The following is a 22,997-nucleotide window of genomic DNA, read 5'->3' as shown; positions in this document are numbered from 1 at the left end:
CGGGTGGTCAGGAGAAAACCCAATAAATACCCCACAAAGAAAAATGCCAGTCAGCTTAACTGACTGGCATTAGACCTTCTGGTCCGCTTTTTTTTGCTTGTTTTTTATCCACCGGCATTTAATCAATTGGCACAGCTCGTTTGACTGCCTGATATTCTTTGCCCGCCATTCGCCAATTTTATCCTGCGAGATTTTCGGATCAGCTTGCCGTACAAAGATATAAAAAGGTGAAATGATCTGGCCTTGATCTATAGAGGAAATTCCGAGAAATGATCTAATCCGCTAGGTTTGGGTAGGGAAAAATGCCTTTTTCGCCAAAAAATTGACATTTTTTTAGCTAAGCTGTTGTTAAATAAATAAACTGTGTTTAGTATTTGTACCGTTTCGTAACTAAGTGTTATGAGTTGTAATACGGTTTCGAAACCTGGCTCTCTTAGCTGCCGATTGGGCAGATACGGACATGCCGGAGGGAGAGAGAGTCGAGCAGGGATTTGTAGACGGCAAAAATAATAACAGAGACAGTTTATGAATCGCTCATCGAGAGGTTTTGGTCTGGCAGGGGTCGTGTTTGTGGTGATTATTATGGTTATCACGGCATTTTTCGGTGCCAGAGCCGATGCTGCAGCCTTTAAGGCGCAGCATGAGTCTAGCGTTTCTGGTGACGTTCACGATTAACCAGACGCTGTTGCTCGCTTTTCTTTAATAGTACGTAGGTGGCTGCCAGGCCGCCATGGTGTTTTTGCGCCGTATGAAAAGCCAGTACTTGCGGAATTTGCCTTAGCCACTGATTCACATAGCTTTTCAGTAACGCTGGAAAAGGTTTGCTATGTAAGCCGATGCCATGCTGTATCAGCAGGGTACGAAGGCCGCGACGATGCGCTTGCATCAAACTGTCAAACAGTGTGTGCCGGGCAGATTCAATACGTTGCATTTGCAGATTCAGGATCTCATCAAGCTGATATTGCCCTAAGCGTAATTTCTTATGCACTCCCTCCTGGACGCCGTCTTTCTTATAATCCAGAAAATCATAGGGATCGAGGGGATCCACTTTTTCCACGCTCAGGTAATTGGCGTCTTGCAGTAACTGTTTTTCCAAGGCTTGGCGTTTCAACTGCTGTGCCAGCGTAGTGTTGCTGGGCGCAAGATTAACCACCTTATTGTCCTGGGCTAGGGGCGTAACATCGCTCATAGCCTGCATAAAATCATTGTTCAGTTGGTTGTCTTGCATACTACTCTCCCCATCATGCGGCCATTATCTACTATACGGCCTAAAGCGATGTCTGGATCCGTGCAGCGAGATGATTAAGTAATTGCTGCAATTTCTCAACGGCGTGAGGATAACCGTCCTGGTCAAGTTGCTGATTATCCGTAAAGCTGCCTTGAGACTGAACTTGGCCTTGCTTATCCAATAACCAGTACTGTGCGTTTAGCAATGCACCCTGCTGCTGATCAATCAGCAGGTGACGTATCTGCACCACCAAACGTTCTTCAGCACGCTCTGCGCCTGGCTCCGTCATGATCAGGAAATGCCCTGATTGGGTATGGTTCAGGGCATCCACCAACACCTGCGGCATACTTTGTTGCAGTCCCTGGGCCCAGAGGTGCTGACGGGAGACATGTAATGAACCGTCGGCCATACGCATAACCAAACCATCTTGTTGCAGATATTCAGGCAGCGGCAGCACCTCTACACGAATCTGCCTTTTCAGCGGCGTATTCTCGGCAGACTTTATGCCGGGGGAGTCCAGTAAATAATACTGCAACGGCGGTGGTGCACTGCTACAGGCAGTAAGCGCTAGTAAAGTGATAACTGAGGTAAATATTCGCATTATTGCGCTCCTTGAGCCTTAGGCTGGGGCTCTGGGCCTTGTCCGGAAAAGATCAGGCTGTTAGGGGACTGATTCAGTTGTTGTAACAGCGGCTGGCTTTGCTGCAGGGTACGTTGAATTTGTTGCAGGGTTTGCTGGATATCTCCTTGCGTACTCGAGCCTTGTGAGAAATCTCGCGCCAGCTTTTCTACACTGGCCAGGGTTGCACTTAGCTGACCGATTAACTGCTTATCCTTTACGTCGCCAAGCATGGACTGCATTCCCTGCAAAGTCACTTGCAGCTCTTGCATGGTCTGAGCGCTGCTGGCTAATACATCATTAAGATTACTGCTCATGTCCTGCAAAGGCAGGGCATTGAACTTATCCAGCAGGGCGGAAAATTTCTCGGTCAGCTGTGACAGCTCGCCGGAAACCGTAGGAATAACCCGGTACTCCCTGAGGCTGGCCAGTTGGATCTCGGATTGTAACGTCGGGGTATAAGACAATTCGACTAATTGTTTCCCGGTTAGCAGGTTGCCATTGCCAAGAGCCGCGCGCAGACCATTTTGGATCCACGCATCCATTTGTTCAGTCAAAAGCTCTCGACCTTGTATGTCGTCGCTAAGACCAATTTGTCCGGGGTACAGGGCGATAAGCACCGGGATTTGATAATGGGTATCCAAATACGCCTGGGCGGAGCCAATAGGTAGATTCACGGCCAGCACCTTACCAATATTTAATCCCCGGTAGGTGACTGGCGCGCCGGCGTAGAGACCTTTGACCGAATCCTTAAATAGCAGCAGAAACTCTTGGCTGAATTTAAAGTCTGGCGTGGTGGCCTGGGCGTAGTCAGGGTAAACCTTAAAATAGGTACGCTCATTAACAACCTCGCCTTGTGGCAGATGTTCCGGGATACCAAAGGTGACCCCACTGGTCAGAAGTGTCTGGAAGGTGCCAGACTGCACACTGACTCCCTCGGCGCTGAGATCCATCTTAATGCCGCTGATATTCCAGAATCGGGTATGGGTGGTGATCAGCTTGTCATAAGGTGCCTGAATAAAGGCATTGTAATAGACGGTGCGCTCAGCAACATTGAAATGCACATGGTCGATCTTGCCCACTTCCATGCCTTTGTAGAGGATAGGGTCGCCTGCGGCGTAGGCAAAATCCTGTCCACTGGATAAGGTCAGATGTAACCCCGGTGCGCCAGCTGGCGTGAGCGGCGGGGTATCCAGTCCGTTGAACTGGACCGCACTTTCGCTGCTATTGCCTGGTTCTAGCTTAATGTAAGCCCCCGACAACAACGTGGAAAGGCCGCTGATACCGCTTAGACTGACTTTGGGTCGTACAACCCAAAAGTTAGCATCTTGTGTCAGCAGGGGAGCCGCATCGGCTGTCATTCTGGCAGTAACCAACACACTGCTGAGATCCTTGCCCAGGGTAATTTCTTTAACCAGTCCTACTTCGACATCCCGTGCTCGAATTTTGGTTTTTCCTGGCTCTAGCCCTTCGGCGGAGCGAAATTCAATTTGGATCATCGGTCCCTGCTGGCTGAGCTGATGGTAGACCATCCATACTCCGACCCCCAGAGCAATCAGCGGGATCAGCCACACCTTTGACCAGCTGGTTACCGGTTCAACACGGGCCTGAGTGAGTTCAGTGTTATCTGTCATCTTGTTTGTGGTTCCAAATCAATCTTGCATCAAAGCTGTTGGCGGCCAACATAGTGAGTAACACTACGGCTGAAAATGCCAGCGCTGCAGGTCCCGGATACACTGCCATGGTATTGCCCAGTTGTACCAGACTGACCAGTATGGCCACGACGAATACGTCGATCATCGACCAGCGACCGATAAAATCCGTGATCCGGTACAACCTGGTGCGCCAGTTTCTAAGGCCAGGGCTATTGGTTTGTATACTGTAATTCAACCAGGCTAACACCAGGAGTTTGGCAATGGGAATCAGCAAACTGGCAACAAAAATAATCAGGGCGATAGGATAAGAACCGCCCCGCCATAAGGTAATTACTCCTCCCAGAATGGTGTTGGGCTCTTCCTGGCCCAGCAACATAGTGGTCATAATGGGAAACAGGTTCGCGGGTATGTATAAAATAACCGAGGCAATCAATAATGCCCAGGTGCGCTGCACTGTCTTACGCCGGGAAGGGGGCGTGCGTTTGGCAGCCTGCCAACGGTCTTCCCCCAGTTCCCTGAGACGGTTGGTGAGTTGAAACTCATCCAGATATAAAAACACGGTCACCAGACAAAGGGTAAACAGCATATAAGCGTAGAACGACATGCCAAGCTCAATCTCGGCGATGGACTGCATCTTGATAAGGCTTATCAGTGCGCCGATGAGAAAGATTTCGGCCATACTCCAGGGTAGCAGGGTAAACACCAACTTCTTTACCCAGGCACCGCGCGGTGGATATCGTCCGTTGCGAATAAAGATAGCAAGATAAGCCAAGCCGATGAGTATACAACCTGGTATCACGTAAATGGCCAGGATCTGTATCACGGCCAGCATAAGATAGTCCTGTTCCACCAGGGTAGTGATACTCAGTGGCATACTCATGGTCTGAAACTGACCACGCACATCAAATATCATAAAATCAAAAGGCAGAGAGGCCAGCAGGAAAAACAATCCGGCCAGGCTAAAGGCCAACACCTTGTCCAACGCCAGATAACGGTATTGGCTCAGCAGATAACCGCAGCGGGGGCAGACGGCTTTTTGCCGGTGCGCCAGAATCGGGATCTGAACCTTAAGATCGCATTCATGACACCGAACAGACTGAGTGGCAGGCATTAGTTGATTAGCTGTTTTATTGCGGGCATGGGAGCAGTGTAATCACCCTGAGATAAGATCTGCAAGCCCAAGAATTGTATAGATTTGTCGCCGGGCTCGTGCAGGCTGTCGGGCGTGAAATGTGTTGGGTTAATCCTGAGCAGGCTTGTTCGCTGAAGTTTTTGTTTTTAAGGTAGCTAAAACGCAATCAGTGGAATACCAAATATGACGATAAAAACCACCTTGTTAGCCGGGTCTGTGCTCTTGGCAAGCAGCGCTATGGCTAAGGACAACCACTTTAGTGCAGAGGATATTTTTGCCCTGGAATATGCCAGCGATGTGCAGATAAGTCGTGATGGCGAGCAAATCGCTTATGTGCGCAGTGGCTATGACATTATGACCGATGGGAATCGTCACAGCCTGTGGCTTTACGATCTGGACAGTAATCGTAATCTGCCGCTGCTGGCTGACGGGCACAGTTATACCCAACCGCGTTGGTCTCCCGATGGCAGTCGTCTGGCCTATGTATCAGATGCCAGTGGCAGCCGCCAATTGCATTTATATTGGCTGGAAGAGGGCAAAAGTGCGCTGCTGACGCAGTTGCAGCGGGGGATAAGTAACCTAAGCTGGTCTCCGGATGGGCAATGGCTGGCCTTTACCATGGATGTTCCACAGGGTAAATCCGACTATGCTAAATCGGTTAAGCGCCTGACTAAGCCCAAAGGGGCTAAGTGGGCGGATGAGCCTATCATTGTTGATAAAGTGCGTTACCAGGCGGATGGACGTGGTTTGCTTGAGCCTGTGTTTAAGCAGATTTTTGTGTTGCCGGCCACCGGTGGCACGCCCAGACAGCTGACCCACGGCGATTTTCAGCATCAAGGCCCCTTGGCTTGGCATCCTGACGGTAAATCCATTGTCTTTTCAGCCAATTTCAACGCGCAGTGGGAATACCAAACCGGTGAGTCTGACTTGCATCAGGTGGAAGTGCAAACAGGTAAGCTGACCTCACTGACACAAGCGCCTGGCAGTGAAAGCCAGCCCAGCTTCAGTGCCGATGGTAAGTACCTGGCCTATCTGCAGGAAGACAATGAACCTATGCCTTATCACACCAGTCGCGTGGCGCTGATGAAATGGGACAGTAAAGATAGCAAAGTGCTCACAAAAGAATTAGACCGTTCTGTGGATGCCCTGACATGGCAAGCCAGCCGTCAGTTAGTGGTGCAGTATGATGACAGAGGAAAACGTAAACTGGCTGAACTGAGCTTATCAGGCAAGCTCAAGCCGTTAACCGACAAACTGTCCGGTACCAGTTTGGGGCGGCCCTATATTAGTGGTAAATACAGCGTGGCTGATAACGGCGCCATTGCCTTTACCAGTGCGAATCCTCAGCGCCCTGCGGATGTGGGGTATCTGTATAAAGGAAAAACACGTCAACTAACCGCCCTTAATGAAGACCTGCTTGCCCATAAGGCGTTAGGCCAAGTGCATGAGATTGAGTATGCCTCTTCCTTTGATGGCGAGAAAATTCAGGGCTGGTATATCACCCCGCCCAATTTCGATCCGGCCAAAAAGTATCCTCTGTTGCTGGAGATCCACGGCGGCCCGCATTTGGCCTATGGCCCGCATTTCGCTGCAGAGCTGCAACGCTACGCAGCAGAAGGTTATGTGGTGTTTTATGATAATCACCGTGGCAGTACTTCTTACGGTGAACGCTTTGCCATGTTGCTGGATGGAAAGTACAGCTCAAAAGAAGACTTTGCCGATCACAATTCCGGTGTGGATGCCATGATAGCCAAGGGCTTTATTGACCCGAATAACCTGTTTATTGCTGGTGGTTCGGCGGGTGGTATTGCCACGGCCTACGCCATTGGCTTGACCGACAGATTTAACGCCGCGGCTATTACCAAGCCGGTGATTAACTGGGTGAGTAAGGTTCTGACCGCAGACAGCTACCTTGGTCAGATCCGTAACCAGTTTCCTGGTATGCCCTGGGACAACCTTGAACATTACTGGCAGCGCTCCCCTTTGTCGCTAGTCGGTAATGTAAAGACACCCGCCTTGATATTGACTGGAGAAGCCGATAGGCGCACACCTATTTCAGAGTCAGAGCAATATTATCAGGCGCTAAAGCTACAGAAGGTGGATACGGTATTGGTTCGGGTACCTGGCGCTCCCCATGGTATTGCCGGTAAGCCGTCCAGAATGATCGCTAAAATCGAGCATACCCTGGCCTGGTTTGAGCGTTATAAAAAGTCTCAGGCTAATTAAGCCTGACAGGGCAGGGCGCCGCTAGCGCTCTGCCCGCCGCGCTTTTATAAAAATTACGTTTTGAGGCCGGAGATGGCCGGCCTTAGTGACTCATAAACAACAAAGCCTGCTTGGCAGAGAGCGCAGACATTTGTGGCAGATAGGCAGCGTAAGGTTGCGCCATATCCAGCGCGCTGTGCAAGGGCAGGGTGGCGACGCCGCTAATGGCAATATCCTGTACATTGGGGGTTTTGAGCATTCTGGGCACGTCGCGCTCGCCATGTTGGGCAATAGACGGGATCAATGGGCGCAAACGCGCGATCAACAAATCCAGTAATTCAGGGGTAATGTCACCGCCAAAAATAATGGTCTGGCTGTTTAGCACCGACTCCAGCATATGAATGGCGATACGCATTGGCTCGGCAGCCAGCTCCAACCAGCGGTCTACCATTTGCGGGTGTTCATCCAGTAAGGCAGAAATGGCGGCTAAGTCCATATTGGGTTGCCGGCTTTGTTGGCGCAGCGCATCTAAGGAGGCAAAATCATTTAGTCTGCCAAGTTCTGCATCTTTGTCACTGGTTTCCGGCGTGACAAAAATCTCCCCCAGCGCGCCGGTCAATTGATTGTGACCCAGCATAATACGACGACTGTGCACCACCGCCGACTCAATTTGCAGGCCCAGATGGATATAAACAAAACTGGTCAGGCCCTTGGCTTCGCCATGCAGCATATGACAAGCGGCGCATGCCGCCGCGGTGGTCTCCAATACGGTAGGCAGGCTGAGCTTGTTGGCCAGTATCTGGGCAAACGCTTGCCGGGCCTGATGAGTGGCATAGTGTTCATCGAACTGATCAACAAAACTTAAACCTGCCCCAAGTAATGCCTCGCTACTGACCTTGTGCTTGCTTAATAAGGCTTGTGCAGCTTGCTGCAAACTCAGCTCCAGTGGCTCGGTGCGCTCAATTTGCACTTCGCCCAGTTTGCTGTTGGTCAGATTGTACAGCGCTACCTGGCAATGGCCGCTAAATACCCGAAAGCCGAGGCTGTAAGTCCCCTTGGCTGACAACGCCAGCATCTTCGAGGGTTTTCCTACCGTACCTTCCTTTTTTATTCCTAACTCCGCAATGAGCTCGGCAGCCAGCAACTCATCCACCATATTGGTGATGGTTTGCTTGGTCAGCCCGGTGATCTTGGCTATCTCTGCCCGTGAGATAGGGCTGAGAGTGGCGATATGGGATAGCACCAACCTAAGATTTAACGCTTTGTTTTGTTTGGAATTTGAAGCCTGCAACTAAGGATCTCTGGGTGTTATTTAGCGCGATCATTGTACGTATTATGCCACCCCCTGCCAGTACTATTTCTGGTTTTTGTATTTAAGTAAAAATGATTGACATATGTTTTGCGGCCTCTACACTAACTTCAAATGTAAAGTTAACGTAATAGGGTTGTGAATGCGAAAGCGGTTGTTACCACTACTGGGTAGCCTGATGCTACTGACGGCACCGGTTATTGCCAAGACCGGCGGCGAGACGGACTTTGTCGGGGCGTTGGCTGAGGCGGCTAAGGCGGCCGATATCGCTATCGATGCCAGTCAAAAGGACAGCTTGAAGGCGTTAGAACTTACCGCCGCTATGGCCTGGCATGGTGCAAGTCCCTGGATTAGCGCGGTAAACCGTGGCGCTAAAGAGGAATTTGAGCGTTATGGGGTAAAGGTTCTGGTAACCACCGATGCGCAATACGATCCGGCTAAACAAGTGGCGGATATCGAGAATATTCAAGCGCTTGCGCCAGATATGCTGCTGTCTTTGGTGATCGATGGCATAAGCGCCAAGGTTGGCTTACAAAAAGCGGTGGATAGTGGCAGCCAGTTGGTGCTGCTGAGTAATCCCATTCCTGGTTTTATACATGGCCAGGATTATGCCGGGATTGTGTCTGATGATATGCAAGGAATGGGCAAATTGGCGGCCCAGGCCGTTAATCAACACCTGCAGGGGAAAGGCAAGATCGGCGTGATCTTTCATGACGTGAACTACTTTGTGACCAACACCCGCGATCAGGCTTTTTTAAAAGCGCTGGATGATTATCCCGCTATTGAGGTAGTAGCGCGTAAGGGCTTTGTAAAAGAACAAGACACCAGCGCCATTGCGTCGGCCATGATGCTCAGGCACCCGGATATTGACGTGATTTACGTTGCCTGGGATGCCGCCGCCGAAGGGGTGGTGGAAGCCCTGCGTGGTGACGGCTTCGAACAGGTCAAAGTGGTGTCGCATGATCTCGGCGTGAATAACCTGCTGGATATGGCACAACGCGGCAATATGCTGGCGTCGGTTGCCGACCGGCCTTATGAAATAGGCGCCACTATGGCCAGGATTGCCATGCTGGCCGAACTCGGTGAGCAGGCCCCGCTTTTCACCCTGGTGCCCTTTGACCTGGTGACCCGTGACAATATTCAGGACGTTTGGCAACAAGCTTACCAGGCCGACGTTCCACGCATTATCAACCTTGTTCTTGGAGACTAAGATGTCCACCACTTCTTCTGCACTGGGTCGCAATGACTGGAGTGCCAGGCTATTAAAGCGACAGTACTTTATTTACTACATGTTCATTCTTGTATTGGCTGGTTTTGCCCTGTTTCTGAATGACACCGGTTTTTTAAGTCTTAACAACTTTATGAACATCATCCGTCAGACCGCGCCCATTACTATTATGGCGGTGGGATTGAGCTTTGCGCTGGCGGTGGGTCATATAGATTTATCCATAGGTTCGGTGGTGGCATTGAGTGCCATTGTGGGCGCGATTTTGCTGCAATACGTTGGTATGCCGCTGGCCGTAGCGGGCGCATTGCTGACCGGCGTGCTGGTTGGTCTGATTAATGGGTTGCTGATTGAACGATTGCGGGTGTCTTCTTTACTTATCACCTTAGGCACTATGGGCGTGATTACCGGTATTACCCGGCAGGTGAGTAACCTGGAGTCTATTCCTGTTATTGACCCTATGTTCAGGGCGTTATTCGGAAACGGTGAGTTTCTCGGTATTCCCGGCTTGCTGTGGTGGACGGTGATCTTCGCGCTAATTGGCTACCTGGTAATGAACAAACTGGTGTTTGGACGCCACTTGCTGGCGGTGGGCGGTAGTCCTGATGCCGCGCGGGCCATGGGGATTCGCATTGAGAATGTGCGCATCAAGGCGTTGGTGGTGTGTTCCTTATGTGCCGCCCTGGCCGGCTTACTCTATGCCGGCCGCTTAGCCGGTGCCCGCTATACCCTGGGCGAAGCCGATTTACTCACAGTAATTGCCGCCGTGGCTATTGGCGGGGCCAGCTTGTTTGGCGGACGGGTCAGTATCATTGGTGCGGTCATAGGTTCATGGTTGATGGGCATGATTAATAACGGTTTGATCCTTTCCGGTTTTTCAACCGATGAGCAAATGATCACCCGTGGTCTTATTTTAATTACTGCTGTGGCTATCGGAGCCAGGGAGGCGCGAAATGGTTAGAAATGCATTAAGCCAGACCATTCTGGAAGTAAAAGGCATTACCAAACGTTTTGGTGGCGTTGAGGCCCTGCGTGGCGTGAACTTTAAGGTCAATAAAGGCGAGGTAGTGGGCCTTTTGGGCGACAATGGGGCCGGTAAATCGACCCTGGTCAGATGTATCTCAGGTATTCATCCACCGGATGAAGGTGAGATCCTGATTGCTGATAAGCCGGTCAAGTTTAGCTCCCCGATGGATGCTAGGAACGCGGGGGTTGAAACTGTGTTTCAGGACTTGGCTATCGTGCCGGAATTCGATGTGGTGCAGAACCTTTTTTTGAATAGAGAGATTCGTGCCTCCAACCCTATTCTGCGCTGGTTGGGATGGTTGGATACTAAGGCCATGACCAAGCGCAGCCAAAAATCCCTGAATCGCTTGAATAGCCGGATCCCTAGCTTAAATGAAAAGATCATTAACCTGTCGGGCGGACAACGCCAGGCGGTGGCTATTGCCAGAGCGGTAAGCTGGGGCGCGGAAGTGGTGATTATGGATGAACCGACCGCTGCCTTGGGGGTTGAGCAAAGTGCCCAGGTTAACGAACTCATTAAGCTCATTAGCTCTCAGGGCGTGGCCGTGGTGCTGATCAGCCACAATATGCAGCATGTGATGGATACCTGTGACAGGGCCGTGGTGCTTTATCAGGGGCGTTGCAGTGCGGATGTGGCGATTGCCGATGTGGACAAAAACGATCTGGTATCGCTGATAACCGGTGCCTCTGGTTTGCAATTGGCTGAATCTGCATAGGGAGCAAAGGAATGCAGCGCAATATTAAACAACTTATCGATTCGATGAGTGTGGAAGAGAAGGTAGGGCAGCTATTTGTACTGGCATTTGCTGGTCAAGACAAAGAATACGCCAGCTACCTGGTCAGAGAGCGTCATATTGGTGGTTTTTATCTGACCGATGACAATGCCGCCACACCGCAACAGGCCAGAGAACTGACCATGCATTTGCAACATCTGGCCAGTTTACGCGCTTGCGATGCCCCTTTATTGCTGGGGGTGGATCAGGAAGGGGCTTGGGGAATTTTAACTAAGTATTTGGATCTGGGACCAGGAAACCTGGCACTGGGCATTGCTGATGACGAAACCCTGACCCGGGAAATTTACCAGATGTTTGCCCGCCAGGTGGGTGCCCTGGGGTATAACTGCATTCTTGGCCCTTGTGCTGACGTGAATACTAATCCCGATAATCCCATTATCGGACAACGCAGTTTTGGTGAACGGCCCGAGGCCGTCAGTCGTCAGGTTAAAGCGGCGGTTGACGGCTTGCATCAAGGTGGGGTGGTAGCCAGTGCCAAACACTTCCCGGGCCATGGTGATACCGCAGAAGACAGTCATCAAACCTTGCCTGTGGTCGACAAGCCCCTTGAGCGGTTAATCAATGAGGATCTCGCACCCTTTCAGGCAGCGATAGACAGCGGGGTTGAGTTGGTGATGACCAGCCATATACGTTTTCCGCAGTTGGATAAATCACAGCCAGCTACCTTGTCACGCGCTATCTTGACCGACTTACTAAAACAGCAAATGGGCTTTAAGGGCATTATTATTACCGACAGCATGAATATGTGGGCCATGCGTCGTCAGTATGATCCCGTAGATGCGGTCGTTATGACACTGACTGCAGGCGCTCACTTGATCATGTTGTCAGAAGAGCATTATGAGAATAAAACCACTGACTATAAGGCCATACAGAATGCCACCCTGGATGGCGTAATTGAGGCCGTCCGACAGGGACGATTGAGTGAGTCCGTGTTAGACAGCCGTCTGGCAGAGGTGCTTGCCATGCGTTATGTAAAGCTGCAAAAGCCACCTGTAGATCTGTCGCGGGATTATGATGCCGCCTTGTCTTTGCAAGCTGCAGCAAAAGCCATAAGGCGGCTTCGCCAAAAACAGGCCATGCCCTGTGCGGATGCGCCTTGTTACTTTATCCCGCTGGCTGACCCGGCCAATCAAGAAAAGTTGGTTAACAGCCGCGGTATCGGACCGAACGATCCAAGAGCCGCCAGTGTTGAACTGCAAACGGCCTTGCAAACAACAATGCCTCATTTGTATCCAGTGAGCTTTTCTCAGCTACAGGCATTTTTAAGCGCGCCGGATAAACGTTTTGCCGATAAGCCAATTTTCGTTATTTGGGAAGACTATCCTTTACCCGGCGAAGATTTTGACCCACTGCAGGGGAAAAGACTGACGCAGTTACTTCAGCAGCATCCAGACAATCTGCATCTTTTGATACTGGGCCCGGATTACCCGCTTCGACATTTCCCCAACGTGCAAAGTTGTATCTGCACTTACTCAAGCCGCTGGGTGTCAGCCCAGGCTCTGGCTGAGTTTTTAGTAACTAAAAAATAACTTTTTTAACAAAGGGTTGACATTAGTCCAAATGATGGATAAATAATAAGTAAAACAAAATGACTTATTGTTTGACCACCAGATAGCAATTAAAACGAGAGGAAAGGGAACATGAACAGATCACTTAGCCGCCTGACTCTGGCCATTCTGGCCGGTTGCTGTGCTTTACCCGTTACTGCCCAAGAAACTGCCGCTGCTGGCGCTCAGGGTGCTGACAATACCGAAGTTATCCAAGTCCGCGGAATTCGCGGTAGCCTGACCCAGGCACTGGCCACCAAACGCATGTCCGATTCTGTTTTAGACAGCGTGTCGGCTGAGGACATCGGCGATTTCCCTGACAAAAATATCGGTGATGCATTGCAACGTATACCTGGTGTCACGGTTTCAAGAACTTATGGGGAAGTCGACGGCGTTAATATCCGTGGTACAGCACCCGAGCACAGTTTATTGCTGCTTAACGGGCAAAATGTCGCGACCGTTGGTTGGTTTGATAATGATCCTTTCACGCGTAGTTTTAACTTTGAAATGGTCTCGGCTGAGCAAGTTTCGGGAATGGATGTATATAAGTCCACGGAAGCGCAGGTTAACGAAGGCGCGATGGGCGGCACTATCAATCTGAAGACCCGTAAGCCTTTAGAGATGGATGCGTTTACCGTGTTTGGTTCAGTAGAAGCCAGTCACAATACCAACACAGATGGCTGGGAGCCTAGTCTTTCGGGTTTGGTTAGCTGGAAAGATGATGACGAACGCTTTGGTTTGCTGGTTGCGCATTCTATCGAGAAAAACAATGTAGCAAGGGAAACCCAGAGTACTTTTGGTGGTGCCATACCATGGACTGGCGGCGATCTTCCTGAAGTCCCAAATACTGAAGGGGATCATCCAACCGTGCCACTTGGTTTTGCCAGCATTCTGTTTGATGAGAAACGCGAAAGGACCAGCTCACAAGTGTCCCTGCAGTTTCAGGCAACAGACAAATTACTTTTCTCTGCTGACTACAACCGATTTGAACTAGATAACCCACACGTCAATACCGCTATTTTCAATTTTATGCACGTTAACGGAATTATTGACGCGGATAGCGAAGTGTATAACGACCAGGGGGTGTTGGTAGCTGCCCACAGCAGAACCCGAGATCTTGATGGTTATTCTGTGCCTTTATTCAACAATACCGTTGTTAGGACGCCGAATATGGTGTCGGATGTAACTAACCTGACCATGGACTATGAGGCTGAAAATTGGGAGCTGTCCGGGGTGGTTGGGCGTTCAAAAGCCAAATCCCGAGGTAAACAATCTAGTGTATGGTTCGCGGACACGGTAAATAAAGATAAGGCTGGTGTTAGCTGGGATATTCGGGATGTGCATAAGTTCAAACCTGATCATCCCGAAGTATTACTTGATCATGATGCTATGAATCTCTTTATGGAGTTCACTTATCTGAACAACGTGAGAGACCATAAAATTGATTACTATCAGTTGGACCATAAATATCATCTAGATGCCTTTGGTTTAACCAGCATTGAATCAGGAGTGAAATACCAGGAGCAAAAATTCAGTGCGTGGCAAGAAAATATGCACGACGGGCTGCTTGCCAAAGCTGAAGCCGATGGAATCAATATGAATGATTTCAATGGTGGTACGGTTACCGGAATTTTAAGTGAAGTATCAGGTGCTGACACCCTGACAGATTTTGCTGTAATTGATGATAGGGTACTTGCTTATGGCGAAGCGAATAAAAGCGCCATGTCAATTGATAAGTACTTTGTTATTAACGAAGACATCACTTCAGCTTACCTAAAGGGTAATTTCGAAGGTGAAAACTACCGTGGGAATATCGGCTTTCGTTGGGTTGATACTGAAGTAAGTTCCAATAATTTAACCCTGAGTCAAGATACAAGTTATACGAACTTTCTGCCAAGTTTGAACTTTGTTTATGATCTTCAGGATGATTTGCTATTGCGTTTTGCCGCCAGTAAATCTGTTTCAAGGCCACAATATGAACAAATGAAAATGGCCAGCAAGATTGAGGTGCATCAAAAGACCGCAAGCATTGGTAACCCAGATATAGAACCATACAAATCTAATCAATATGACTTGGGATTGGAATGGTATTTCAATGAGTCATCAATTATTAGTGCAACATATTTTAAGAAAGATATTAGTGACTATATTGAGACGACCGAAGAGCTAGAATCAATTCAAGGGTGTGAAGGATGCCTGGTAACGCGCTATAGGAATGCAGGCGATGCCAAAGTTAATGGTATTGAATTGCAATATCAACAGGATCTTGGCAACGGGTTTGGCTTCGTTGCTAACTATACCTACACAGACAGTGAGCTGAATAGCGTAAACACAGGAAAAGGGCCTTTGTACGGCGTTTCGGAGAATTCTTATAACCTTTCAGCTTATTATGAAAACGACATCATCAGTGCTCGCATAGCCTATAACGCACGCGATGAATGGCGTCAGGTATATAACAGCCAAGCTGGCATGGCAGAACCTTTTAACTCTGTGGATGCATCTTTGGTATGGCATGTGACAGACCAGATTGATATCTCTCTGGAAGGTGTGAATTTGTTTAACGAAGTAAGACAAATATACCGTCCCGATTATGGATATATGCATTCAGTTGACCAATTTGGTGCGCGTTACTTTGTTGGCGCAAGTTTCAAAATGTAACCACTTGCAGAGGTGAGTCATCAGACTCACCTCTCTTTTGTTTCACTGACCATTTTCTTTTTTGAGAGCAATTTTGCCTAAGCGCAGAAGAAAGTGCTGCAGGCTTTTGCACTAGTAACCCTAATCCAGTGTTTGGCGGCTTCGTGCTTTTGGAAAGGACGGTCAACTTACCCACTGAGATGCTGTAGCTGTCGGTCTCATACCATCACTAACCAGAGGATCGGATATGAAATTGAGATTGTCTTTGCTGGCCGCCTGTTGTGCGGTATCTGTCAGCGCGCAAGCCAACAATGGTGGCATTCAGGACTTCCTGGATGCATTACGTAACTTTGAGTCAGGTATTAACCCCAATCTGGCAGATTTCTATCTGCAGAATTTAAACAACCCTGTTTATACCTATGCGCAAGTATCAGCGCCGGGCCAGATGGTGCGAGACTGTACCACAGGCAGTATGATCCCTGAGCCAACCACCATCAATGAATTTTTCACCAAGTTAGGGGTGGATGGCTTTTACAATCCTCAAACGCCCTACGACGCGCAAATGTACCGCAATATGCAGTACAACTCGTTAAATGCCTGGGGCTTTGTGGGCTATCAGTTAGGTGAAGCGCTGCTGATTGATACTGGTTACTACAGCCCGGTGACCAAAGTAGTTAACGGTGTTGAGTACGACAGTTTCTATATCTTCGTGGATGACAGCAACTGGATTGGCTGTCAGACCGAAGCCCTGGTCGAGGTGGTGGGCTCTGGTGGCAATAAGGTGGTGGCCACATCGTTGAATAACTGGCAAGGCACTTTTATTGGTAAAAATGGCATCAATTCCTTTGCCGATCTGCGCATTCCCGAGAAGCAGGAGTTGGTGATGCGCGATGCCATGCGTTTTAACTACAACGTCATGAGCCAGTTGTTGGAAGACGCCAATATGACCTGGGCGCAGGCGCTGGCAAAAAGCTGGCCGGATACCGATGAAAACGGTAACCCGATTCAGGTTCAGGCCACCATGTCAGGCCTGCTGGCCGCCGCTCACCTGCGTGGTGCCTGGGGCACAGGCGCGCTGCTGACTAACGACCAAATTACCTGTGATGAACTGGGTACCTGTATCACTAAGTACGTGCATAAATTTGGTGGTTACAACACCTTATTTGATACCCCGGCGACCGAGACCATTGAGGGATCCAGCTATGATGAAACCCTGTCTGCGGGGTGGGGTAACGACGTAGTGATAACGGGGGGCGGCGTAGACACCATTCTGCTTAATGAACAGTCTAACTCTGCAGTGACGGTGAACGATTTCACTGTTGGGGAAGATTTAATCATTCTACGTGACTGGGCCGACCCGGCGCCACTGTCTAATTTGGTGGTCTCGGATACTGTTGATGGGGCCTTGTTGTCTTTCTCTTCTCAGTCAGTGCTGATAAAAGGCGTAACAGCGGCGCAGGTGAACGCCAATACCTCGGCCGTGATTGTGCAGTCCAAGGTTTACACTATGGCCTGGAGCGGCACCCAGGTAGCCAATAATTTTAACCCGGCGGTAGATAAGATCCGTGGTACGGCGGGTATAGGCTTTAAACACCTCAAAGCTTATGAAAGCAACGGCTCGCTGTTTGTCGGCGTGCAGGCCGCAGATGGCGGTATCTATAGTTATGTGGAAATGCCGGGACTGGGTCTGACAGATTTGCATGTCGATATGTTTGACAATATGACCGGCAGCTTTGACCGTCTGGGCTATGTTGTTTCGTTGGGGTGGCAGACCTGGGGTTGGAATATGGTGGTCACAGTAGACACCTTCTTCCCGGATAAAACCGAGATCAGCCTGGGGGTATTCCAATACAGCTTTAGCCAATTGCAGCTTACCCAGAATGGGGCGGATACTGTGCTGTCTTTGACACCTGCGGCCGCGGGGGGGAATAACAAACAATTGGTGCTGAAAAATACCCTGATAACCGATCTGAGTGCCGCCAACTTTAGTGGGGTATCCGGTAACTTCAGCGATATCACCACTGATAATCCGGTGTTCTTTGATATCAGTGCCAGTGTTTCCGGCGGCAACGGTGCTATCAGTCCCGCTCCGGTGGGCGGCGTTATTAGCGCCCAAGGCGGCCAGGATTTTACCCTTAGCTTTGTGCCGGATAGTGGCTACACCGTTGATACTATTTTGGTAGATGGCGTTGCTGTGGCGGCGGCCTCAAGTTACACCTTCACGAATCTGAATGCCGCGCACTCACTGGTGGTAAGCTTCAAAGTGGGTTCAAGTGGGCCAAGTTGTCCGGCGGCATGGGACTCTGGGGCAGTATATACCGGTGGGATGCAGGCAACCTATAACGGTGTGATCTACGAAGCCAAGTGGTGGTCGCAGAATAATCTGCCAACCGCCGGAGATCCTTGGAAAGTTATAGGCCCATGCAGCTAAGGCAAGTAAGCAGCGGGAACACTTCCCCGGTGCTTACTTTGACCGAATAATGCTTAAACGATAGGTGAAACCGGCCGGGACTGGCCCTCTCGTCCTGGCTGGTTTATTTATTTTCTGGCAGCGGCTTGAGATTCAAACCTGACAATCTGTCGCGCAGCTTATGCATAAAAGCAAGATCAGGATCGGTCTTGTGGGTCAGATAGTTATCGTCCTTCTCCTTCCACAATTCAGTCCCTTTAAACTGCTGATATTCGCTGTGACCTATCACATAGTCGATGGGGTATTTGCCCGCCAGGTACTCAATCAATGTCGCGTTAGCCTCTAACTGGGCATCTGTCATCGGCAACGTTTTGCCGTCCGCGATATTTTCAATCCCAATGGCGGTGTAGTTCAGGCCTATCACATGGCGGGCCATGGTGGTTTCCGGCATAAACTGATAGATAGTACCGTCTCTGTCTATTACAAACTGGCTGGATACATTGAGCGCACCGCCGGCTTTGATGCCGTCCCGGTGGGAGGGCAAGACGGCGGGATTGAATGCGTCAAAGGTTTTTTCCAGGGTAGGAATGACGGTCCAGTGCACCACGACCATGGTGGGGGTGATAGTGGGCTCATCCTGAACTATACCGTAACGCTCTTGCATATACTGCAAGGTGAGGTCTTTACGCTGTTGATCAAAAACAATTGGCTTTTGAACGATGTCTATCTGTGCTTGTTGCTGTCCACAAGCCGACAAGCCCAGTGCCAGGACACTTAACAATAGCTTTTTCATATACTTCTCCAGAACACTCTACATTCCTTATTGTGCCAGCGTTGATAAGATACATGGGTAACAATAAGCAAAGCGCATAGTGCTGTCACTATGCGCCTGCTGATACTGATGCGCTTAGTTAAAGGTATGAGTAAAGCCGGCATACAGAACCCGGCCACGTACATCATGGGTGGTGGCATCGTAACCTGGACGTACACCGTCTCCCAGGCTGGGGGGCGCTTTATCAAACAGATTGTTTACGCCTACATTCAGTAAGGTGCTGCCTGCACTGGACTCAAAGGTGTATGAATACTTCAGATCCACTGAGGTAAAGGCGGCGATCTTATCGTGCTCGTCGGCGGTTAAATCGTTATCGTAATTACTGATATAGCGAATGGAGGCATTCAGGGCATGGCCGTCCAACTTCCAGCTGGCTCGGGTATTGGCTCTTACCTGCGGCATGGCTTTAAAGGCATTGGCACTGTTGTAGCTGCCGGCGCCATCAATAGCCGGCTGACCGTCAATGGCGACAATATCAAAGGTGGCCACGTAGGTGCTGTCAAAGCCTAAGGTCAAATCCCCCATGGCAGCCAGATCCAGGTCATAGTTGGCACTAAAATCAATACCCTGGGTTTCTACCGAACCCGTGTTGATGTAATTCAGTGTTATCTCACGCAACTGACCTTCGGCAGAACGATTGATGCGGGGATCATCTTTAGGCTTGCCGCCCTGGGCAACACCGGCACACTGGGCATTCACTATGCCGGTCGCACTGGAGTCCTGGGCAACCAGGTCGCTGTAGTCGAATGACCAGAGATCTGCTTTCATCATCAGATTTTTAGTGGGTTGATACACCAAGCCCAGATTCCAGCTCTTAGCCTTACTGGGCTCAAGATCATCACTTCCCTTGGTGGTGATATACACATAGTTACTGATGCCAGCCGGGTGACAAACTGGCACGCCATTTTGCACCGACACAGGATCGTCTATGTAGGCACCACCTAGGGTTTCGCCGGTTTGCAGGTTGGTTGGGGCCTGGAACGAGGTACCGAACGAGCTGCGCAGGATCCACTGATCATTGATATCCCACTTCACGGCAATTTTAGGATCCAGCGTGGAGCCGGCGGTATCGTAGTCTTCGTAGCGCAGGGCGGTTTGCACTTCGACATCTTCATGCACTGGCACAAAGAGTTCGGCAAAAACGGCAAATACGTTGGTATCACCCGAGATTGACGCAGAAGGCGTAGAGCCAAAACCCAGTCCCTTGGCAGACAGACTGTCTGGGGTATATTGATAGTCTTCATAACGGTACTGAGCACCTATTGCTAAGCCCACCGTACCTGTGTCTAAGTCGAATAGATCACCACTGGCAATAGACTCCACCACTTGCTGTTCACTGTAAGTCTCATCAACAAAGGCATGTAGCACAGCAGCCAGTTCATCTTCACTGTTGCCTGCAATCGAGGTGCCATCCTTAGGTGAAACCAAGCCTGGGCTGGAAAGGGCGGTGCCAAAAGGATTAAATAGACCATCCAGCACGGCGTCATTAAAGGTGGTGCTGGACATTCCCAGATGCGTGGTTTCGGTGCGTTTGCCCACGGCATATACATAAGAGGTATTCAGTGTCCAGGTGTCACTGATATCGGCCTCAAAACCGGCTACGGCACGGTAATAGTCAAAGTCGATATCCAGCGCATTATTAATACCGCTGGCGGAGTCACCGGTGGTGTAAACACCAAACGGACGAGCCTTGGCAACAACATCTACGGCTTGGTGAATATCATTGTCCCAGTTGGCCGGATCAATGTAGTCGAGGCCATCCCCGGCGTCGTTAAGGACAAAGAAGTTAAACGGATGGTCACCTGGTACAAAGGTACTGCCGCCTTTGACTAAACCGTTGGAGTAAAACGGTGAGCCCAAAATGGCCTTCACTTTGTTGCGCGAAAAGCTGAATTCACCATAGGCTGTCACAGAGTCTGTGACGTCATAGGAAAACTCGCTGAACATCTGGAAACGATTTTCCGCTGGCAATATCGCCAATTGGTCAATAAAGCTGGTTTTACATACGCCACCTTGCAGTACCCCGCCGGCCGCTTCACAGTTGGGATCGGCAAACACTGAGCCGGTTGGGGTAATCACGCCGTTTTCATCGGTTTGGGCTAGCTGGTAGGAACCCGGCGAGCCGGTGGATGACAAAAACTTAGAATCATAAATATTACCGTTACCGCCCACGCGCTCGTTGATAAAATCGAAATCAGAGCGATAGCTGCGAGTCTGGCCTGTCAGTGTTGCGTACAGGTTAAACTGACCACGTTCATTGGCTGCGCCGGTAACCAGGTTGATGTCGTAGGCCTCATTGGTGGTGTCCTGATAGCGGCCGGACACTTCCAGACCTTCAAAACCCTGACGGGTAATAATATTGGCTACCCCTGCGACGGCCTGAGAGCCGTAGGTGGAGGAGGCGCCGTCGGTCAGAAACTCAATACGCTCTATCATCGCTAGTGGCAGCTGATTAATATCAAAAAACTGATTACCTAAGTTGGTTGCCACCGGCGCAATGCCCGCGCGACGACCGTTGATCAGCGTGAGCGTGGAGCCGGGGCCCAAACCGCGAATATTAAATTGTGATGTCCCTGCAAGCTGGGCATTTTCGTTGGTAAAGAGTGAGCCTGAGTTAATGGTCAGGTTGTTTGCCACATCAATCATGTTCTGGGCGCCGGAGTTTTCAATCAACGCTTTATCAAACACGGTGACCGGCATACTTTCTTCCAAATCGGCCCGCTTGATCAATGAACCAGTTACCGCGATTCGCTCAACAGTTTTCGCAGGCTCTTCTGATGCGTAAGTTGCAGGCGCGGCTGACAGAATAGCGCTAACGGCCAGGTAAATCGGTAGGGGGGAAGTTGTAAGCTGTTTCATTAATACAAATCCTATTGTTTACAGATTTGTAAAATATTTTATTTTTAACAAATAATTATCAATGAATAAATGATTCCTGGACTGCTAAGTATTGTTATAGGTAAAACTGTTGACTTTTTATTCTTAATATAGTTTTAACCAATATGCTGGCGGTTTGGGCGTCTATGTAGAGCGGATAATACAGATGATTGATATATCAAGAGAAATGGCGTCCCCACCAGGAATCGAACCTAGATCTAGCCCTTAGGAGGGGCTCGTTTTATCCATTAAACTACGGGGACTAAACGCAGAGGAAGAACCACTGCGCTCTTGGGATGCATTATTACCTATGGCTTGGGGGATTTAAACCCTTAGCGCTTGGATACAAAATCGTTTGGCTGAATATTGGCCAGTGGCGCGCCGGTCGCCGACTCAAGCACGGCGTAATCTTTCTGTACTTGCGTCACTATCACTTCCACTGGGTGCAGAAAATACTGGTAATGGGCGCGACCAAGCGGATCCATAAACTGATTCAGTTTGAATATACGCAGTTTATCGCCTCGGTTGACGCCCTGATGCTGGCCCATATCTATAGTCAGTTGCTCATTGCTGACTTTGAGTATTCTGCCGTTGGCTGGCAGGCAAGATACTTGCTCATCGACACGTTGAGCAACAGACGTGAGCAAATCGCTGACAGCCATACCATAGCTGGACTGCCAGAATTGCTGGCTTTCTGGCTGCACTTTTTGGTGCAGGTCAAACGGCCAGGGGGCGCTGGTATGAAATTGCTCTTGCAGCAAGACTTCGCCTGTCATGCCTTCCACCAGGGTAACTTGCAGAGCAAACTGTCGTTCTATGCTGGCGTCTTGCCAAAAGGTCAGCCTGCCCGGTGTACTTTGCTGGTGGCTTAGATCGGTAATTTCTGCCAGCAGTACCAATTGCCCGCCATTGCGCTTGGTCAGTCCCATAGCTTGGTTGGCGGGGTGGGTTTCTGGCTTGAGATAGAATCCCTCTATGGTATCCAGTTGTACATGCCGACTGGATAATTCAAAAGCGCGACGGAGTTGATTCGGCAGACTTTTACCCAGATCAAATACCTCCCCCAGGGTGGCCTGACGCTTGTCTTTGATGGGATACCAACTGCTGATCAGGCTCTTGCGGTAATCAGCGCCGGAACACTGGGCTTCTTCTGGGAATATATCGGCGCGAATGGAAACGGTGACAATATCGTCGTGATATACCTCATTAATCAGCTCAACCCTATCTACCTCGCCACCGGCTCGAACTTCAAAACGGTCATCCTGTAGCAGACCGTTGGCCAGCTTCTGTACCGAACTGACCCTGGCTCCGGCAAACATCAATGCCTGCTTTATAGCTTCCTGGGTGGCCAATTGCCTGGCCTGTTGTTTGTCACCCTGGACAATGACCGCCTGGCCGCTGGCTTCAAACCAAATCGCCTGACTGACAGGACTGAGTAAGATTGATATCAGCACAAAAAACCGTTTCACAGGACCACCCTTAAAAGCTAAACGCCAAGTGA

General features: G+C 49.9%; 16 protein-coding genes and 1 tRNA gene. 8 read left to right on the top strand and 9 right to left on the bottom strand.

The window, feature by feature from the left end; translation table 11 throughout:
- Positions 1 to 525 precede the first annotated feature (525 nt).
- Positions 526 to 675: a hypothetical protein gene (locus tag IEX02_RS18040; protein ID WP_188698495.1), complete on the top strand. Its 150-nt coding sequence runs from the start codon at positions 526 to 528 to the stop codon at positions 673 to 675.
- On the opposite strand, the gene smrA is transcribed toward IEX02_RS18040, so the two are convergent.
- The 4 genes from smrA to IEX02_RS18020 are packed head-to-tail and all read right to left on the bottom strand — an operon-like array spanning position 647 to position 4,613.
- The gene (gene smrA / locus IEX02_RS18035; RefSeq protein WP_188698492.1) at positions 647 to 1,228 is read right to left on the bottom strand and encodes a DNA endonuclease SmrA; all 582 of its coding nucleotides are present in this window, start codon (positions 1,226 to 1,228) and stop codon (positions 647 to 649) included. The two genes, IEX02_RS18040 and smrA, sit on opposite strands and share 29 nt — an antisense overlap.
- A 40-nt stretch (positions 1,229 to 1,268) precedes the next feature.
- Positions 1,269 to 1,829 (bottom strand): PqiC family protein, encoded by a 561-nt coding sequence (locus IEX02_RS18030; protein ID WP_188698489.1) that lies wholly within the window; start codon positions 1,827 to 1,829, stop codon positions 1,269 to 1,271.
- Complete coding sequence (gene pqiB, locus IEX02_RS18025) at positions 1,829 to 3,481, bottom strand: intermembrane transport protein PqiB (protein ID WP_188698486.1); 1,653 nt, start codon at positions 3,479 to 3,481, stop codon at positions 1,829 to 1,831. The genes IEX02_RS18030 and pqiB overlap by 1 nt, the downstream gene beginning before the upstream one ends.
- On the bottom strand, positions 3,471 to 4,613 hold the full coding sequence (locus IEX02_RS18020) for a paraquat-inducible protein A (RefSeq protein ID WP_188698483.1): 1,143 nt from the start codon (positions 4,611 to 4,613) through the stop codon (positions 3,471 to 3,473). The genes pqiB and IEX02_RS18020 overlap by 11 nt, the downstream gene beginning before the upstream one ends.
- A 204-nt stretch (positions 4,614 to 4,817) precedes the next feature.
- Between IEX02_RS18020 and IEX02_RS18015 the strand changes: the two genes are divergently transcribed.
- Positions 4,818 to 6,860, top strand: a complete 2,043-nt coding sequence (locus IEX02_RS18015) for a S9 family peptidase (protein WP_188698480.1) — start codon at positions 4,818 to 4,820, stop codon at positions 6,858 to 6,860.
- Between the two features lie 82 nt (positions 6,861 to 6,942).
- Here the strand turns inward: IEX02_RS18015 and IEX02_RS18010 are convergent, their stop codons facing one another.
- Positions 6,943 to 8,130: an ROK family transcriptional regulator gene (locus IEX02_RS18010; RefSeq protein WP_188698477.1), complete on the bottom strand. Its 1,188-nt coding sequence runs from the start codon at positions 8,128 to 8,130 to the stop codon at positions 6,943 to 6,945.
- Between the two features lie 160 nt (positions 8,131 to 8,290).
- Here IEX02_RS18010 and IEX02_RS18005 point away from each other — a divergent pair, with 160 nt between their 5' ends.
- The 6 genes from IEX02_RS18005 (at position 8,291) to IEX02_RS17980 (ending at position 17,808) form a co-directional block, all read left to right on the top strand.
- Positions 8,291 to 9,358, top strand: a complete 1,068-nt coding sequence (locus IEX02_RS18005) for a substrate-binding domain-containing protein (RefSeq protein ID WP_188698474.1) — start codon at positions 8,291 to 8,293, stop codon at positions 9,356 to 9,358.
- Position 9,359: 1 nt separating this feature from the next.
- A complete protein-coding gene (locus IEX02_RS18000; protein ID WP_188698472.1) occupies positions 9,360 to 10,334 on the top strand; it encodes an ABC transporter permease in 975 nt (324 codons plus the stop codon).
- Positions 10,327 to 11,115 carry an ATP-binding cassette domain-containing protein gene (locus IEX02_RS17995; RefSeq protein WP_188698469.1) on the top strand — a complete coding sequence of 263 codons (789 nt, stop codon included), beginning with the start codon at positions 10,327 to 10,329 and terminating at the stop codon, positions 11,113 to 11,115. The genes IEX02_RS18000 and IEX02_RS17995 overlap by 8 nt, the downstream gene beginning before the upstream one ends.
- 11 nt (positions 11,116 to 11,126) lie before the next feature.
- The gene (locus IEX02_RS17990; protein WP_188698466.1) at positions 11,127 to 12,722 is read left to right on the top strand and encodes a glycoside hydrolase family 3 protein; all 1,596 of its coding nucleotides are present in this window, start codon (positions 11,127 to 11,129) and stop codon (positions 12,720 to 12,722) included.
- Positions 12,723 to 12,833: 111 nt separating this feature from the next.
- The gene (locus IEX02_RS17985; protein WP_188698463.1) at positions 12,834 to 15,398 is read left to right on the top strand and encodes a TonB-dependent receptor; all 2,565 of its coding nucleotides are present in this window, start codon (positions 12,834 to 12,836) and stop codon (positions 15,396 to 15,398) included.
- 226 nt (positions 15,399 to 15,624) lie between these two features.
- Positions 15,625 to 17,808, top strand: coding sequence for a carbohydrate-binding protein (locus IEX02_RS17980; RefSeq protein WP_188698460.1), 2,184 nt, complete (start codon positions 15,625 to 15,627; stop codon positions 17,806 to 17,808).
- A 103-nt stretch (positions 17,809 to 17,911) separates the two neighbouring features.
- Here IEX02_RS17980 and IEX02_RS17975 read toward each other — a convergent pair whose 3' ends face one another.
- The 4 genes from IEX02_RS17975 to IEX02_RS17960 form a co-directional block, all read right to left on the bottom strand.
- Positions 17,912 to 18,580 (bottom strand): N-acetylmuramoyl-L-alanine amidase, encoded by a 669-nt coding sequence (locus tag IEX02_RS17975; protein ID WP_188698457.1) that lies wholly within the window; start codon positions 18,578 to 18,580, stop codon positions 17,912 to 17,914.
- A gap of 114 nt (positions 18,581 to 18,694) precedes the next feature.
- Positions 18,695 to 21,478, bottom strand: coding sequence for a TonB-dependent receptor plug domain-containing protein (locus IEX02_RS17970; RefSeq protein ID WP_188698454.1), 2,784 nt, complete (start codon positions 21,476 to 21,478; stop codon positions 18,695 to 18,697).
- A 206-nt stretch (positions 21,479 to 21,684) separates the two neighbouring features.
- Positions 21,685 to 21,759 (bottom strand) — tRNA-Arg (locus IEX02_RS17965).
- A gap of 69 nt (positions 21,760 to 21,828) precedes the next feature.
- On the bottom strand, positions 21,829 to 22,965 hold the full coding sequence (locus IEX02_RS17960) for a flagella assembly protein FlgT (protein WP_188698451.1): 1,137 nt from the start codon (positions 22,963 to 22,965) through the stop codon (positions 21,829 to 21,831).
- Positions 22,966 to 22,997 lie beyond the last annotated feature (32 nt).

Source organism: Bowmanella pacifica (assembly GCF_014645355.1).
In the GTDB taxonomy this organism is placed as follows: domain Bacteria; phylum Pseudomonadota; class Gammaproteobacteria; order Enterobacterales; family Alteromonadaceae; genus Bowmanella; species Bowmanella pacifica.
The sequence above is the reverse complement of the archived record's forward strand: the minus strand, read 5'-3'. Positions and strand labels throughout refer to the sequence as shown.

What these genes read in the sequence shown, in the direction of transcription:
- IEX02_RS18000 (WP_188698472.1), top strand. Translation starts at nt 9,360, where the DNA reads ATGTCCACCACTTCTTCTGCACTGGGTCGCAATGACTGGAGTGCCAGG.
- IEX02_RS17985 (WP_188698463.1), top strand. Translation starts at nt 12,834, where the DNA reads ATGAACAGATCACTTAGCCGCCTGACTCTGGCCATTCTGGCCGGTTGC.
- IEX02_RS17990 (WP_188698466.1), top strand. Translation starts at nt 11,127, where the DNA reads ATGCAGCGCAATATTAAACAACTTATCGATTCGATGAGTGTGGAAGAG.
- pqiB (WP_188698486.1), bottom strand. Translation starts at nt 3,481, where the DNA reads ATGACAGATAACACTGAACTCACTCAGGCCCGTGTTGAACCGGTAACC.
- IEX02_RS17995 (WP_188698469.1), top strand. Translation starts at nt 10,327, where the DNA reads ATGGTTAGAAATGCATTAAGCCAGACCATTCTGGAAGTAAAAGGCATT.
- IEX02_RS18015 (WP_188698480.1), top strand. Translation starts at nt 4,818, where the DNA reads ATGACGATAAAAACCACCTTGTTAGCCGGGTCTGTGCTCTTGGCAAGC.
- IEX02_RS18040 (WP_188698495.1), top strand. Translation starts at nt 526, where the DNA reads ATGAATCGCTCATCGAGAGGTTTTGGTCTGGCAGGGGTCGTGTTTGTG.
- IEX02_RS18005 (WP_188698474.1), top strand. Translation starts at nt 8,291, where the DNA reads ATGCGAAAGCGGTTGTTACCACTACTGGGTAGCCTGATGCTACTGACG.
- IEX02_RS17980 (WP_188698460.1), top strand. Translation starts at nt 15,625, where the DNA reads ATGAAATTGAGATTGTCTTTGCTGGCCGCCTGTTGTGCGGTATCTGTC.
- IEX02_RS17975 (WP_188698457.1), bottom strand. Translation starts at nt 18,580, where the DNA reads ATGAAAAAGCTATTGTTAAGTGTCCTGGCACTGGGCTTGTCGGCTTGT.
- IEX02_RS18020 (WP_188698483.1), bottom strand. Translation starts at nt 4,613, where the DNA reads ATGCCTGCCACTCAGTCTGTTCGGTGTCATGAATGCGATCTTAAGGTT.
- smrA (WP_188698492.1), bottom strand. Translation starts at nt 1,228, where the DNA reads ATGCAAGACAACCAACTGAACAATGATTTTATGCAGGCTATGAGCGAT.
- IEX02_RS17970 (WP_188698454.1), bottom strand. Translation starts at nt 21,478, where the DNA reads ATGAAACAGCTTACAACTTCCCCCCTACCGATTTACCTGGCCGTTAGC.
- IEX02_RS18030 (WP_188698489.1), bottom strand. Translation starts at nt 1,829, where the DNA reads ATGCGAATATTTACCTCAGTTATCACTTTACTAGCGCTTACTGCCTGT.